14 protein-coding genes are annotated in these 14,542 nt (G+C 70.7%); 6 read left to right on the top strand and 8 right to left on the bottom strand.

Annotated elements, in window-relative coordinates; genetic code table 11:
* Positions 1-491: 491 nt before the first annotated feature.
* The 3 genes from FXF68_RS09035 to rsmG form a co-directional block, all read right to left on the bottom strand.
* Positions 492-1,499: a ParB/RepB/Spo0J family partition protein gene (locus FXF68_RS09035; RefSeq protein ID WP_148758494.1), complete on the bottom strand. Its 1,008-nt coding sequence runs from the start codon at positions 1,497-1,499 to the stop codon at positions 492-494.
* On the bottom strand, positions 1,496-2,311 hold the full coding sequence (locus FXF68_RS09030; RefSeq protein WP_148759323.1) for a ParA family protein: 816 nt from the start codon (positions 2,309-2,311) through the stop codon (positions 1,496-1,498). The genes FXF68_RS09035 and FXF68_RS09030 overlap by 4 nt, the downstream gene beginning before the upstream one ends.
* Positions 2,312-2,685: 374 nt before the next feature.
* Entirely contained in the window at positions 2,686-3,363 is a 678-nt protein-coding gene (gene rsmG / locus FXF68_RS09025) for a 16S rRNA (guanine(527)-N(7))-methyltransferase RsmG (protein WP_148758493.1), read from the bottom strand.
* Positions 3,364-3,569: 206 nt separating this feature from the next.
* On the opposite strand from rsmG, the gene FXF68_RS09020 reads away from it, so the two are divergent.
* A complete protein-coding gene (locus tag FXF68_RS09020; RefSeq protein ID WP_148758492.1) occupies positions 3,570-4,034 on the top strand; it encodes a DUF6458 family protein in 465 nt (154 codons plus the stop codon).
* Positions 4,035-4,319: 285 nt separating this feature from the next.
* Here the strand turns inward: FXF68_RS09020 and FXF68_RS09015 are convergent, their stop codons facing one another.
* Genes FXF68_RS09015 through rpmH form a run of 5 tightly spaced genes read right to left on the bottom strand, consistent with a single transcriptional unit; the run spans position 4,320 to position 6,732 of the window.
* Positions 4,320-4,805, bottom strand: a complete 486-nt coding sequence (locus tag FXF68_RS09015; RefSeq protein WP_067905405.1) for a Jag family protein — start codon at positions 4,803-4,805, stop codon at positions 4,320-4,322.
* Between the two features lie 37 nt (positions 4,806-4,842).
* Positions 4,843-5,862, bottom strand: a complete 1,020-nt coding sequence (gene yidC, locus FXF68_RS09010; protein WP_148758491.1) for a membrane protein insertase YidC — start codon at positions 5,860-5,862, stop codon at positions 4,843-4,845.
* Positions 5,855-6,199, bottom strand: coding sequence for a membrane protein insertion efficiency factor YidD (yidD, locus tag FXF68_RS09005; protein ID WP_246178544.1), 345 nt, complete (start codon positions 6,197-6,199; stop codon positions 5,855-5,857). The genes yidC and yidD overlap by 8 nt, the downstream gene beginning before the upstream one ends.
* A 14-nt stretch (positions 6,200-6,213) precedes the next feature.
* Entirely contained in the window at positions 6,214-6,582 is a 369-nt protein-coding gene (gene rnpA, locus FXF68_RS09000; protein WP_148758490.1) for a ribonuclease P protein component, read from the bottom strand.
* A gap of 12 nt (positions 6,583-6,594) precedes the next feature.
* Positions 6,595-6,732 carry a 50S ribosomal protein L34 gene (gene rpmH, locus FXF68_RS08995; RefSeq protein WP_067905399.1) on the bottom strand — a complete coding sequence of 46 codons (138 nt, stop codon included), beginning with the start codon at positions 6,730-6,732 and terminating at the stop codon, positions 6,595-6,597.
* Between the two features lie 645 nt (positions 6,733-7,377).
* Here rpmH and dnaA point away from each other — a divergent pair.
* From dnaA to FXF68_RS08970, 5 genes are all read left to right on the top strand, one after another.
* Entirely contained in the window at positions 7,378-9,468 is a 2,091-nt protein-coding gene (dnaA, locus tag FXF68_RS08990) for a chromosomal replication initiator protein DnaA (protein ID WP_148758489.1), read from the top strand.
* Between the two features lie 651 nt (positions 9,469-10,119).
* Positions 10,120-11,262 (top strand): DNA polymerase III subunit beta, encoded by a 1,143-nt coding sequence (gene dnaN, locus FXF68_RS08985; RefSeq protein ID WP_148758488.1) that lies wholly within the window; start codon positions 10,120-10,122, stop codon positions 11,260-11,262.
* 123 nt (positions 11,263-11,385) lie between these two features.
* Positions 11,386-12,312, top strand: a complete 927-nt coding sequence (gene gnd, locus FXF68_RS08980; protein WP_148758487.1) for a phosphogluconate dehydrogenase (NAD(+)-dependent, decarboxylating) — start codon at positions 11,386-11,388, stop codon at positions 12,310-12,312.
* A 317-nt stretch (positions 12,313-12,629) separates the two neighbouring features.
* Positions 12,630-13,754 carry a DNA replication/repair protein RecF gene (gene recF / locus FXF68_RS08975; protein ID WP_148759322.1) on the top strand — a complete coding sequence of 375 codons (1,125 nt, stop codon included), beginning with the start codon at positions 12,630-12,632 and terminating at the stop codon, positions 13,752-13,754.
* A 29-nt stretch (positions 13,755-13,783) separates the two neighbouring features.
* A complete protein-coding gene (locus FXF68_RS08970; protein WP_246178534.1) occupies positions 13,784-14,311 on the top strand; it encodes a DciA family protein in 528 nt (175 codons plus the stop codon).
* Positions 14,312-14,542: the final 231 nt, after the last annotated feature.

Here is a 14,542-nt window from a genome sequence, read left to right as displayed (position 1 = left end):
CGCACGGCACGTCGGTGCTCGGCGGGTCGGCACGTGGGCGCGGCACGTGGGCGCGGCACGTCGGCGTGGCACGTCGGCGTGGCACGCCGCGCGGTGGGTCGGCGCGGTGGGTCGGCGCGCTTGGCCCGGGCGGTCCGCGGCTGATCGGTGCGCGGCCGTTGGCGCTCGGCGGGTTGGTGCGGCGGTCGATGCGCCCACGTCTCCGCCGTCGCCAACCGCATGTTTCACGGGAAACCTCTCGCCCTGGAACAGCGGCCCGCCGCCGGACGGCTGTGGCACCGCTCTCAGCCCGGGCCGGTGCCCGGGGCGCGCGGTGCGACGGCGCGCGCCGCGTCCCCGCCAGGGGATGCCTCAGGTTTCACGAGAAGCCTCAAGCCGCCCACCACCCGAGTCGCCCCGGCGGCCGATCAGGGGGGTTGGGGAGGGATGTTTCACGGGAAACACGGGCGCCCCGGGAGCTGGGCTTCCGGGGCGCTGGGGTGGAGTGGGCGTCAGGCGGTGGTGGGGTCGTCGTCGGGGGCCATGGACTTGATGATGCGGTCCAGGTCTTCGAGGGTGGCGAACTCGACCACGATCTTGCCCTTGTTGCGGCCCATGTCGACGCGGACCTTGGTCTCGTAGCGGTCGGAGAGCCGGTCGGCGAGCTCCTGGAGGCCGGGCGCGACCGGCTTCTTGCGGCGGCCCTGGCGCGGCGCCTTCGGCTCGTCGTACTCGCGGAGCGCGATCAGCTCTTCGAGCGCCCGGACGGAGATCCCCTCCTGGACGACGCGCTGCGCCAGATGCTCCTGCGCCTCGACGCTGTCGAGCGAGAGGAGCGCGCGGGCGTGCCCGGCGGACAGGACGCCCGCGGCGACCCGGCTCTGCACGGCGGGCGGCAGGTTCAGCAGGCGCAGCGTGTTGGTGATGTGCGGACGCGACCGTCCGATGCGCCCGGCGAGCTGCTCGTGGGTCGCGCCGAAGTCCTGGAGGAGCTGCTGGTACGCGGCCGCCTCCTCCAGCGGATTGAGCTGCTGGCGGTGGAGGTTCTCCATGAGCGCGTCGCGGAGCAGGTCGTCGTCGCTGGTTTCGCGGACGATCGCCGGGATCACGTCCAGCCCGGCGCGCTCGGACGCCCGCAGCCGCCGCTCGCCCATGATCAGCTCGTAGTCGTGCTCGCCCGACGCGACCTTGCGGACGACGATCGGCTGCAGCAGTCCGACGATGCGGATCGACTCGGCCAGCTCGTTCAGGGCGTCCTCGTCGAACACCTCGCGCGGCTGGCGCGGGTTCGGCGTGATGGAGCGGACGGGCAGCTCGGCGAAATGGGCGCCCGCGACCGGCTCCAGCCCCAGATGGGACGCCGCCGACGCCATGCCGTTCGCCCCGGCTCCTCCGGCGGAGCCCGGCGCGCCGCCGTCGGCGACGGCCGGGTCACCGGGCGCGGGCGGTGCGGGCGGGGGCGGGCCCGTAGGAATGAGGGCGCCCAGCCCCTTGCCCAGACCGCGTCGCTGCTGGCTCACTGGACGGCCCCCGCGTGGGCCATCTCGGACGCGGCCTCGCTGTAAGCGAGCGCGCCGCTCGACCCGGGGTCGTAGGTCATGACGGACTGCCCGTAGCTCGGCGCCTCGGAGACCCGGACGCTGCGGGGGATGACCGTATTGAGGACGACGTCGCCGAAGTGGTTCCGCACGTCCTCCGCCACCTGCGCGGCGAGCCGCGTCCTGGCGTCGTACATCGTGAGCAGGATGGTGGACACCTTCAGCTGTTGGTTGAGGTGCGCCTTGACGAGGTCGACGGTCCGGATGAGCTGCCCGAGGCCCTCCAGCGCGTAGTACTCGCACTGGATCGGGATGAGCAGTTCGTCGCCGCCGACGAGCGCGTTCACGGTGAGCAGCCCGAGGGACGGCGGGCAGTCGATCAGCACGTAGTCGAACTTGTCGGTGTCGTATGCCTCGAGCGCCCGCCGCAGCCGCGACTCGCGGGCCACCTTGGACACGAGCTCGATCTCCGCGCCGGCGAGGTTGAGCGTCGCGGGCGCGCAGTAAAGGTTCGGGATCTCGGGCGCCGGAACGACGATGTCGGCGAACGACATGTCCTCGATCAGCACGTCGTAGATCGACGGGACCTCCGCGTGGTGGTCGACACCGAGGGCGGTGGAGGCGTTCCCCTGCGGGTCGAGGTCGACCACGAGCACCTGCGCGCCGTGCATGGCGAGGGACGCGGCAAGGTTCACCGAGCTGGTGGTCTTCCCCACGCCGCCCTTCTGGTTGGCGATGGTGATGATGCGACATTTGTCCGGCCGGGGCCATTCCCTGTCCCGGCGGCCGGTCATCGTCCTGACCGTCGTGGCCGTGGTGGCGGCCGTCGCGGTCGACGTTTCACGTGAAACCTTGGCGTCCTTGAGCGCCTCGCGCACGAGTTCTGACTCCCCCTGATTTGGTCCCTTGCGCGGCACCGGCGGCGGCGCGCCGGTGTTCGTCGGTACATAGCCGACGTTCTCCGCGGTTCCGGACGTCGTGATGCCCCACTTCGCATGCCCGGAGGGCGCGGTCCCCGGCGTGGTGGCCGGATCCGCGTCCCCCGGCGCCCCGGCGACCGCCGTCCGGTCCGCGGCCGCGCCGGGTCCGCCCGGGCCGGGCGGGCCGGGCGGCTGTTCGTCGGGGGATTCGTCGGCGCGGTCAGGTCTGCCAAGTCCTGGTCCCGTGCTCATGAAGACCTCTTCCTCGACCCTTTGGCACGCCGGGGTGCGCGCCTCCGTCGTCCGACATTCTCGCCGCCGCCGGCGATCACTCGCACGAGAGTTGTCGGAGGGTCGACCATACCGCGCCCGACTTGAAGCAGTTCGGTGCCGCGCACCCCGTGCCGCTTCAGGACGGGCTCGGCCTCGTCCAGCTCGGCCGCGGCGCGCTCCCCCTTGAGCGCGAGCAGCTCGCCCCCCGGCCGCAGCAGCGGAAGCGCCCACTTCGCGAGGCGTTCGAGCGGTGCGACGGCGCGCGCCGTGGCGACGTCCATCGACAGGCGTCCGGCCACCTCCTCGGCCCGCGCCCGCAGCACCTCGACGTTCTCCAGGTCGAGCATCTCGACGCACTCGGTCAGGAACGTCGTCCGCCGCAGCAGCGGTTCGAGCAGGGTGATCCGCAGGTCCGGCCGGACGATCGCGAGCACGATGCCCGGCAGGCCCGCGCCCGAGCCGATGTCGACGACCCGCGCGTCCGGCGGCACCGCGGCCGACACGACCGCGCAGTTGATCAGATGGCGTTCCCAGAGACGATCGACCTCGCGGGGCCCGATGAGCCCGCGCTCGACGCCGGCCGTCCCGAGGAACGCCGCATAGCGTTCCGCGACCGGAAGCGCGTCACCGAAAACCTCGCTCGCAATCCCCACCAGACGAATCGTTCCACATAACACGGCGGCGGCGCGCACGTGAAACGGCGTGACGGACGTCCTGCCGCGAGCGCCCGACGTAGCGCCGCGAGGTCGGAGGACCCTTCCGTTATGGCGAGAACCACATGACCTCATCGCATATTCGAGGCCCGTGGGGTAGGTGGTTGCGAGGTCGCCCGAATCCCCCTCGGAAGGAGCTCCGACAGATGGGAATCGGAGTCAGTCTCGCATTCATCGCCCTGGGCGCGATCCTGGCGTTCGCGCTGCGCGTCGATCTCAGCGGCGTCGACATTCACCTGGTCGGCTGGATCCTCATCCTGGTCGGCCTGATCAGCATGGGCTTCACGCTCAAGTACACCCGGCCGCGGCGCGGCGCGGGCCGCATCACCGGCGCAGACCCCGCCTACGGGGACGAGCCCGGGACGATCGTCCGCGAAGAGCACATCATCGAGGACCCGCCGCCCGTCGGGGGCCGTCCGAGCGAACGCGTCGAACGTGTGATCGAGCACCCCGCTCCCGCCGCGCCGACCGGCCACCGGGAGCTGGACCCGACCTTCGCCCAGGATCCGGCGCACGCGCAGGACCCGGCGGAGGTGAACAGGACGGCCGTGGTGAACAGCGACACCCAGGTCCCGGAGCGCCGCAGATGGCGCCGCACCACGCGCCGGTAACACGACGGGCGGACAGAAGGAGCCGGTAGGAGGGACGTCGCGCGTGCCCGGTGTGCCAGGGCGGCGCAGCACACCGGGCTCCGGGGCCCCGCGCCAGATCCAGGCGCGGGGCCCTCTCCTCCAAACGCGCCACCCCACCAACGCGCCGCTCCTCTGACGAGGCGAGCCCCGAACGCAGCCGCGCTCGAAGGAGCCCGTCCTCAAGGCACCGTGAAAGCCTCAAGGCACCGTGAAAAAGGCGACGGCCCCGACCGGTGGACCGGTCGGGGCCGTGGACGGCCGAGGTCAGGCGGGATAGACCACCACGTAGCGGTCGGGCTCCTCGCCCTCGGACTCGCTGCGCAACCCGGCGGCGGCCACCGCGTCGTGGACGATCTTGCGCTCGAACGGGGTCATCGGGGCGAGCGGCTTCGGCTCGCCCGCCTGCTTGACCTCGTCGGCGACGTCCGTGCCGAGCTTGGTCAGCTCGGCCCGCCGCCGCTCGCGGTACCCGCCGATGTCGAGCATGAGCCGGGTCCGGTTGCCGGTCTGGCGGTGCACGGCCAGCCGCGTCAGCTCCTGCAGCGCCTCCAGGACCTCGCCGCGCTTGCCGACCAGCTCGTCCAGGGAACCGCCGACGACGGCGACGATCGCGCGCTCGCCCTCGACGTCCATGTCGATGTCGCCGTCGTAGTCACCGATGTCCAGGAGGCCCTCGATGTAGTCGGCGGCGATCTCGCCTTCCTGTTCGAGCGCCTGGACGTCGACCTCGGTGGTGTCGGTCTGGCTCAACGGGATCTCCTTCTCCGGCACGTACTCGGGGTTCAAACTAGCGCTTCGGGGTGCCGCTGCGCTTGCTGCGCGGCTTACGGGTCGGCTGGTTCCGCACGACCTTGGGCTTGGTGTCGGGCTCGTCGTCCACCGGCTCCGGCTCCTTCTTGAGCCGGGCCTTGGCCTTGATCCCGGACGCGGCCTGGCCGTTCTTTGTCCCGGCGGCCTTGGCGCCCGCCTTGGCCCCGGCCTTGCCCGCGCCGGACTTCCCACCCGTCTTGCCAGTGGTGGTGGTGGACGCGGCCTCGCCGTCCTTACCGGGCGGTGGGTACCGCTTGTAGATGTAGTGCTGCTGCGCCAGGGTCCAGCTGTTGGACGTGACCCAGTACATGAGGACACCCAGTGGGAACCCGAGCCCGAACAGACCGAACAGCGGCGCGAGGAAGACCATCATCTTCTGCGCCTGCATCATCGGGTTGGCGTCGTCGGTGACGGGCTGCCGCTTCATGCTGGCCCGGACGGTGAAGAACGTCGTGCAGGAGCTGATCACCACGGCGATGCCGGTGACGATGATCGCGCTCCACACCTTGGGGTTGGCGCCCCAGGCGTTCAGGAACGTGTCCGGGATGTGGGCGCCGAAGATGTTCGCGTTCTGGGCGCTCTTGACGAGGTCCCAGTCCATCGCGAAGACGTCGTGGCCTTCCTTGGCGTCCGAGATCCGCTTGAGGGTCTGGAACAGCCCAATGAAGATCGGCATCTGTACCAGGAGGGGGAGACAGCCCGAAAGCGGGTTGGCGCCGTTCTCCTGGTAGAGCTTCATGACCTCCTGGTTGAGGCGCTGCTTGTCGTTCTTGTATTTCTTGCGGAGCGCCTGGACCTTCGGGTTCAGCTCCTGCATCTTCCGCGAAGCGTGGATCTGCTTCACGAACAGAGGGACCAGCAGCAGCCGCAGGAGGACGGTCAGCAGAATGATCGAGCCGCCCCAGGCCCAACCGCTGTCCTTGGGGAGGAAGGTGCTCAGCCCCGTGTGGATCCACACGATGAGCTGAGAGACGATCTCGTACAACCAATCAAGCACCGGGCAGCTCCTTGGGCTCTGCTAGGGCGGGGCCGCTCTCCTCGCGGCCGGAGTTCGAGGGGGCCGCCGTGGACCTCGTCTTCCGCGGCGGCACCGGGTCGTGACCCCCGGGATGGAACGGATGGCACCGCGCGATCCGGCGGGCCGTCAACCAGGTGCCGCGCAGCGCCCCGTGCACCTGGAGCGCCTCCAGGCCGTACGCGCTGCACGTGGGCTGGAACCGGCACTGCTGCCCGAGCAGGGGACTCAAGAAGCGGCGGTAGGCGCGGACGAGAAGGATCAGCAGGCTCGCGACGGGGCCCGGTCGCCCCATCTCATACCGCGAGGGGAGAGCCATCCCCTGCCGAGTCCTCATCTCCGCCCCTTGGACGCGGGCCGCAGGAGCCGGTCCAACGCCGACTCGAGATCCGCGGCCAGTTCGCCAGGACGCGCCTTCCCCGCACGGGGGTTGGCGCGCACTACGAGCAGGCTACCCGCTGGGAGCCGGTCCAGGTGCGGGCGCGCCAGGTGGCGGAGCCGGCGCCGCACGGAGTTGCGGACGACGGCGTTGCCCACCGGGCGCGCGACGATGAACCCGACGAGCGGCGGTGCCGCCGCGCCGGGCTCCTGGTCCGGGTGGAGCAGATGAACAACGACGGTTGGCCGTCCGGCGCGGCGCCCGCGCCGGACGGCCAACGTGAAGTCGTCCCGCCGCCGCATCCGGTTTCCGGACGGCAGCACAGTGTGGGTGGGTCAGACCGCGATGCGGGCGCGGCCCTTGCCGCGCCGGTTGGCGAGGATCGCGCGGCCCGCGCGCGTGCGCATGCGCAGCCGGAAGCCGTGCTTCTTGTGGCGGCGACGGTTGTTCGGCTGGAAAGTACGCTTGCTCACTTGAGGCTCCAGGGCTGCGGTCGGTTCGGCGTCATTTTCGGCAAAGGCTCGATAGCTCGCATCGAGGGCCGCGTCCGGTCCCCCGCAGCGGGGGCCCGCCCGAGCCTGCGTGGCGAGGCTGCCGGCGGGCACGCGGCATCTCCGTCGATGCGACTCGACCTCAGAACGTTACGGGCAACCGGCCGCACGGTCAAACGGAGCGGCCGCTCCAGCGCCCCGCGCGCGCATGGGAAGCGCGCCGGCGGGCATGTCTCGGGATCGGACTCCGATGGACATGTTGGACGGGATGGCGCCTGTTGCGGGTGTGGCTCACAGCGGTTAAGGTCGTCCGGGCGAGCCGACGCTCCTCCGACGAATTCCGCGATCTGATGTCGGCCTTCAGCCCCGCTAGCCCCCGTTCAGGAACCACCCCACCACCGGCCCTGCGAAGGCCGGCGCTCTCCCGACCTCGTTCACCGGAACCCGCCTCGTGGGTTTTACACAGGGTGCCCCATGCCTATGCACAGCATGTGGACAACTCTGTGGACAACTCGTGAGAGAGTAAGTCTTTCGCGCCGCGGCCGTGCCCCGTGAGGCCGATCGCGTGCCGTGGGGCGGACGGGCAGACAGGTACTCCGTCGGACGGAGGGGGAGGGGACCTTGCGCATGGACGGTCAGGATCTCGGATCGGTCTGGGCCCGCACCCTGACGGCCCTGTCCGAGAGCGATCTGTCGCCGAGCTACCGCGCATGGCTGCCGATGGTCCGCCCGCTGGCGCTGGTCGAGGGGACGGCGCTGCTCGCCGCCCCGAACGAGTTCGCCAAGGACGCCCTCGAAACACGCCTCCGCAACCTCATCACGCAGGCGCTCTCACGTGAGCTGGGCAGGGAGATCCGCGTCGCGGTGACCGTCCAGCCGGAGCCTCCGGCGGGTGCGCCGGGCCCTCCCGCGGGGGGCGCGCGGCCGGGTGCGGGGGAGCCGCTGTCGGCGCCGGTTCCGGGGCCCGGAGCGGGGCTCGGGATGCACGAGTCCACGCCGCCCTATGGCGACTCCTACTCCGAGCGTCCGCCGGACGACCGGGACCGCGAGCGCGACCGCGACCGTGATCGGGAGCGTCCGTTCGCCGACCAGGGGTACGGCGAGCGGTCCGACCGCGCGTACCCGGAGCAGCCGTACGGTGACCAGGGGTACCGGTCGGGAGTTGCCCACAGCCCGAGTGGACACGGAGGTTATCCACAGGCCGAGGACGACGAACGCGGCGCCTATCCGCCCGCGCCCCGTCCTCCTACTTCTTATGGCCCGCCGGGTGGACGTGGTCCCGCCCCGTTCGACAACCGTGGCCCCCAGGCGTACCCGGGTTATGGAAACCAGGAAGGTTTCGGTGGGGAGCCCTCAGGGCGGCCCCCGCATTCTCATCTGAACGACCGGACGTTGGGTCAGCTCCGTCCGGGTGGACGAGCCGCTGAGCCACAGGGCCGCGAGCCCCAGCACGGCGGGAGCGAGCCGCCGTTGGGACGCGCGGAAGACACCTTCCAGGGCGGAGACCCGTTTCCCGGTGTCGAGCAGTCCTACGCGCCCCCGGAGCAATACGGCGGGGGCGGAGGGGGCGGCGAGCAGTACCGCGGTGACGAGCCGCCCTACCGTGAGAGCTCCTTCCGCGACGAGGACAACCTCGACCCGCGCGCTCCTGCGCCCGCCCCTGGGGCGGGCGCCTCAGAGCACGCCCGGCTGAACCCCAAGTACACGTTCGAGACGTTCGTCATTGGGTCGTCGAACCGGTTCGCGCACGCGGCGGCCGTCGCGGTCGCCGAGCAGCCCGCCAAGGCGTACAACCCGTTGTTCGTCTACGGCGACTCCGGTCTCGGCAAGACGCACCTGCTCCACGCGATCGGCCACTACGCCCAGAGCCTCTTCAACGGAGCGCGCGTCCGCTACGTGAGCTCCGAGGAGTTCACGAACGACTTCATCAACTCGATCCGCGACGGTAAGGCGGACGGGTTCCGTCGCCGTTACCGCGATGTCGACATCCTCCTCGTCGATGACATCCAGTTCCTTGAGGGCAAGGAGCAGACGCAGGAGGAGTTCTTCCACACGTTCAACACGCTCCACAACGCCAGCAAGCAGATCGTCATCTCCAGCGACCGTCCGCCCAAGGAACTGGTCACGCTGGAAGACCGGCTGCGCAACCGGTTCGAATGGGGGCTGACGACGGACGTGCAGCCACCCGAGTTGGAGACGCGCATCGCGATCCTGCAGAAGAAGGCGCGCCAGGAGGGCCTCGCCGCCCCGCCGGACGTGCTGGAGTTCATCGCCTCGCAGATCGCGACGAACATCCGCGAACTGGAGGGCGCCCTCATCCGGGTCACCGCGTTCGCGAGCCTGAACCGGCAGTCGGTCGACATGAAGCTCGCCGAGATCGTGTTGAAGGACCTCATCCCGAACGACTCCGGCCCGGAGATCACCGCCGCGATGATCATGGCGCAGACGGTGGAGTACTTCGGCACCACCATCGAGGACCTGTGCGGGCCGTCCCGGTCCCGGATGCTCGTCACCGCCCGGCAGATCGCGATGTACCTGTGCCGCGAGCTGACCGACCTGTCGCTCCCCAAGATCGGACAGCAGTTCGGGGGCCGCGACCACACCACCGTCATGCACGCCGAACGCAAGATCCGGTCGCTGATGGCCGAGCGCCGTGCGATATACAACCAGGTCACGGAGCTGACCGGGCGCATCAAGCACCAGGCGCGCAAGCGCTGACCGGCACGCTCGTGCACAGTGTGGACAACCGGCGGCGACGCCTGTGGACGGGACGCGGACGCCTCGTCCACAGCCCGTCCGGCGCACGGAAACGACATAGGGCGCGCATCACCAGAGATCCGGAGTCGCTACTCACAAGTTGTGGAAAACTCTGGGGATTTTCGTGGATAACCCGGTGGGCAACCCTTGGAAAAGCTGAGGATGAGGAGTGGACGGATGTGGACCCGCGGCGCACGGGCCCCGCACTCCTGGGGAAAACCAGTGGACGGCTTGGGGACGGACCTGGGGGCGAACGGCCCGATCCGCCGTCCCCCGTACACAGGCGGCCGAAACCCACGGCATACCCGTGGAGAACTCGTGGAAAACCGGGGGATGACATGAGGATGACGTGTGGGGATGATTTCGCCGTCCCCAGGCGGCGTCGCGCCGTCCACCCTCGGTACACAGCCCCGGTGGACAGAAAAACGTGGGCTCACCTGGGAAAACGAGGTCTGTCCACACTATCCACCGCCCCTATTACTAGTACTGCACATGTTCTCTACTCAAAAAAAGATCCACCTCAAGTCAGGGCCTGGGGACAACCCGCTCCGAGCGCCGGGCCGAGGCCGGATCACCTCACCCTTGTCCGACACCTGCAGGAGGCGGGTCCCCTTGAAGTTCCGCATCGACAGAGACGCCCTCGCCGACGCCGTCGCCTGGACCGCGCGCACGCTCCCGGTCCGGCCCCCGGTGCCGGTCCTCGCGGGCATGCACATCGTCGCCGGGGGTGAGGAGCAGAGCGACCGGCTGAAGCTGTCCGCGTTCGACTACGAGGTCTCCGCCCAGGTGTCCACGGACATCGACGTCGAGGAGGCCGGTACCGCGCTGGTGTCCGGACGTCTCCTCGCCGAGATCTCGCGAAGCCTTCCTCCCCACCCTGTGGAGGTGACGACCGACGGAGCCAAGGTGATGCTCCGTTGCGGCAGCGCGAAGTTCACACTTCTCACGATGCCTGTGGAGGACTACCCCACGCTGCCCGAGATGCCGCCCGCGGCGGGGTCGGTGGGCAGTGACGAGTTCGCCGCCGCGGTCAGCCAGGTGGCCATCGCCGCTGGGAAGGACGACACGATCCCCATGCTGACCGGGGTCCGTGTGGAGATCGAGGGCGAGACCGTCACGCTGGCGTCCACGGACCGGTACAGGCTGGCCGTCCGCGAGCTGCACTGGAAGCCGGAGCGGCCGGACTTCTCCGCCGTCGCGCTCGTCCCGGCGAAGACCCTCGCCGACACGGCCAAGTCGCTGACCGCGGGCGCCGAGGTGTCGATCGCCCTCGCCGGGACGGGCGGCGCCGGCGAGGGAATGATCGGCTTCGAGGGCGGCGGGCGCCGGACGACGTCCCGGCTCCTGGACGGCGACTTCGTCAAGTACCGGTCGCTGCTGCCGAGCGAGTACGCCGGTCTCGCCGAGGTGCAGACGGCCCCGTTCATCGAGGCGGTCAAGCGCGTCTCCCTCGTCGCCGAGCGGAACACCCCCGTACGGCTCTCGTTCAGCCAGGGCGAGGTGGTCCTGGAGGCCGGCACGGGGGACGAGGCCCAGGCCGTAGAGGGTCTGGAGGCGACGCTGGAGGGCGAGGACATCGACATCGCGTTCAACCCGGCGTTCCTGCTCGACGGGCTGTCCGCGATCGGCTCGGACGTGGCGCGGCTGTCGTTCACCACGCCGACGAAGCCCGCCGTCCTCACCGGGAAGCCCCCGCAGGACGGCGAGAACCCCAACTACCGTTACCTGATCATGCCCGTCCGGCTGTCCGGGTAAGGACGGCGGGCGGGACGACGATCCGCGGGGGAGCCGCCCTCGCGGCCCCGCACGCGCGGGACCGGCGCGTGCGATGACGCACAGGACGCGACGCACAGGACGCACAGGGGAGAGTGAGCTTGCATGGAGCTTGGGATCATCGGCCTGGGCAAGATGGGCGGCAACATGGCCGAGCGGTTGCGCCGCGGCGGTCACACGATCGTCGGCTATGACCGCGATCCGAACGTCAGCGACGTCGGTTCCGTCGAGGAACTGGTGGAGCGCCTGGCCCCGCCCCGCAACGTGTGGGTGATGGTGCCCGCGGGCAAGGCCACCGAGGAGACCATCCACAGCCTGGGGGAAGTTCTCCAGCCCGGCGACCTCGTCGTCGACGGCGGTAATTCACACTATGTGGACGACCAGAAGCACGGCGAGGAGCTCGCCGTCAAGGGCATCGGCTTCGTCGACTGCGGTGTGAGCGGCGGTGTCTGGGGCCTGGAGAACGGCTACGCGCTCATGGTCGGTGGGGACGAGGCCAACGTGAAGCGCCTGATGCCCATCTTCGAGACGCTCAAGCCGGAGGGCGAATACGGATTCGTCCACTCGGGCAAGGTCGGTGCAGGGCACTTCGTGAAGATGGTCCACAACGGCATCGAGTACGCCATGATGCAGGCGTTCGGCGAGGGCTACGAGCTGATCGAGGCGTCCGACCTGGTCACCAGGGTTCCGGAGACGTTCCGGAGCTGGCAGGAGGGCACGGTCATCCGGTCCTGGCTGCTGGACCTGATGAACCGGGCCCTCGCGGACGACCCGGAACTGGACGACCTGCGCGGCTACGCCAACGACTCCGGCGAGGGACGCTGGACGGTGCAGGCCGCGGTGGAGCACGCCGTCCCGCTGCCCGCCATCACCGCGTCCCTGTTCGCGCGGTTCGCCTCCCGGCAGGACGACTCCCCCGCGATGCGGGTCGTCGCCGCCCTCCGCCAGCAGTTCGGCGGCCACGCCGTCGAGGCCGTCGACGCCGTGGGCGCGGACTCCCCTGGCGCCGACGTCACCCCGCCCCCCGTCTGAGCTGTTCGTCCGGGCGGATCGCCGTCCGGGCGAAGTTATCCACAGTTGCGGCTTGGGCTGTGCGCGGCCGCCGACGTCCCCGATGCTGGGGATCGGACCGGCCCGCGAGCTGCCAGAACGCCCCGCGGGCCCGTCCGCCGCGGGGCGTTCGCGCGTCTCGCGGATGTTCGCGGCACCGCGACCGTGGAGGAGACATGGGACGCACGACGATGGTCGCCCGCTCGGCACGCCGTCCGCGCGCGACTCGGCTCGCGGACCGGTGGCGCTCGTCGGCCGGGTGGGTTCTGTGGATGCTGGAGGCTCTACGCTCGTGTCTCGTGCACGTCGCCCACCTCTCCTTGCAGGACTTCCGCTCGTACCCGGCCGCCGAGGTCGCGCTCGGGCCGGGGGTCACCGCGTTCGTGGGCCCGAACGGGCAGGGCAAGACGAACCTGGTCGAGGCCATCGGCTACGTCGCCTCGCACGGCAGCCACCGGGCCGCGACGGACGCGCCGCTCGTCCGGCACGGCGCGCCGCGCGCGATCGTCCGCGCCGGGATCGTCAAGGACGACCGCAAGGCGCTGATCGAGCTGGAGATCAACCCCGGCCGGGCGAACCGGGCACGGCTCAACCGGTCCCCCGTCCCCCGGCCGCGCGAGATCCTCGGCATGCTGCGGACGGTCCTGTTCGCCCCGGAGGACCTCTCCCTCGTGAAGGGCGACCCGGGGGAGCGGCGCCGCTTCATGGACGAGCTCCTGACCGCCAGGGCCCCCCGCTTCGCGGGCGTCCGCTCCGACTACGACCGCGTCCTCAAGCAGCGCAACGCCCTGCTGAAGTCGGCGGCGGCGCACCGGCGCTCCCCCGGCGCGGAGGTGCTCGCGACCCTGGACGTCTGGGACTCCCACCTCGCGCGCACCGGCTCCGAGCTCCTCGCCGCCCGGCTCGACCTCGTCGAGGCGCTCCGCCCGCTCGTCGCCCGCGCCTACGCCGACCTGGCTCCGGCGGGCGACGCGGCCGACCTGAACTACAAGAGCTCGCTCGGGGACGCCGAGTTGTCCACAGACCGTGGAAAACTCGGCGAGCAACTGCTGTCCGCGATGGGGGAGTCGCGAAAACAGGAGCTGGAGCGAGGGGTCAGCCTCGTCGGCCCGCACCGGGACGAGCTCGTCCTGCGGCTGGGGGAGCTTCCGGCGCGCGGCTACGCGAGCCACGGCGAGTCCTGGTCGTTCGCGCTCGGCCTGCGGCTCGCGGCGTTCGACCTGCTGCGCGCGGACGGCGACGACCCCGTCCTGATCCTGGACGACGTGTTCGCCGAACTCGACACCGGGCGCCGCAGCCGCCTGGCCGAGATGGTCGCGCCCGCCGAGCAGGTCCTGATCACCGCCGCCGTGCCCGCCGACGTCCCGGCGGAATTGACAGGGGGTTCGTATACCGTCTCCGACGGCCGGATAACCCGCGACTGACCAGGCGATGACGGAGAAGGGGTGAGAGCGTGAACGACGATCCACAGGATGTGCACAACTCCCCCGCGCCCGCACCCGAGGGGACGCCCGCCAAGTCGGGGATCGAGCTGGCCCGCGAGGCCCTCGCCCAGGCGAAGGCGGACGCCATGAAGCGCGGCACCGTCCCCGGGCAGAAGTCCAGGCGCAAGGGCGGCGTACGGGGCGGCCGGGTGCGCGAGCCCGGCCGGGGCGGCGACCCGAAGCCGTTCGGCTCCGCCATCCACGAGCTGCTGGCGTCCCGCGGCTGGGAGCAGCGTGCCGCGGTCGGGGGCGTCTTCGGCAACTGGCCGGGCATCGTCGGCGCCGAACTCGCCGAGCACACCCGTCCCGAGCACTTCGAGGACGGCGAGCTCACCGTCGCCGCCGACTCGACGACCTGGGCGACGCAGCTCCGCCTGCTGTCGTCCACCCTCGTCCGCCGTCTGAACGAAGAATTGGGCCACGGGACCGTCCGCCGCGTAAAGGTGGTGGGGCCTTCCTCAGGCCCCCGCCGCACCGGCGCCTGGCGAGCCCGCTGACCCTGCCCCGCCTGGATTCACGGCGGTTCGCGGGCGGGTCACCTCGGGGGCGGGGCCGAGTGGCGCTGCGGAGGGTGTTCGGTGTCGGCAGGGGGTGGGAGCATCTGGGACAGGGTGTGCGGAGGTGGACGCGCCGGTATGCGGTACGTAGGCGAGCGGCACGTAGACTAGATAAAACCCCCGGTCCTATGGGGGGATGCATCTCCAGGTCCGATCGGCCGCCACACGCGC

It is taken from the genome of Actinomadura decatromicini (assembly GCF_008121305.1).
GTDB classification, from domain to species: Bacteria; Actinomycetota; Actinomycetes; order Streptosporangiales; family Streptosporangiaceae; genus Spirillospora; species Spirillospora syzygii.
This window is presented reverse-complemented; position numbering and strand designations above follow the sequence as displayed.

Excerpts from the sequence above, each read along its gene's own strand:
- yidD (WP_246178544.1), bottom strand. The coding sequence starts at position 6,199 with ATGGCTCTCCCCTCGCGGTATGAGATGGGGCGACCGGGCCCCGTCGCG.
- dnaA (WP_148758489.1), top strand. The coding sequence starts at position 7,378 with ATGGACGGTCAGGATCTCGGATCGGTCTGGGCCCGCACCCTGACGGCC.
- FXF68_RS09020 (WP_148758492.1), top strand. The coding sequence starts at position 3,570 with ATGGGAATCGGAGTCAGTCTCGCATTCATCGCCCTGGGCGCGATCCTG.
- gnd (WP_148758487.1), top strand. The coding sequence starts at position 11,386 with ATGGAGCTTGGGATCATCGGCCTGGGCAAGATGGGCGGCAACATGGCC.
- FXF68_RS09030 (WP_148759323.1), bottom strand. The coding sequence starts at position 2,311 with ATGACCGGCCGCCGGGACAGGGAATGGCCCCGGCCGGACAAATGTCGC.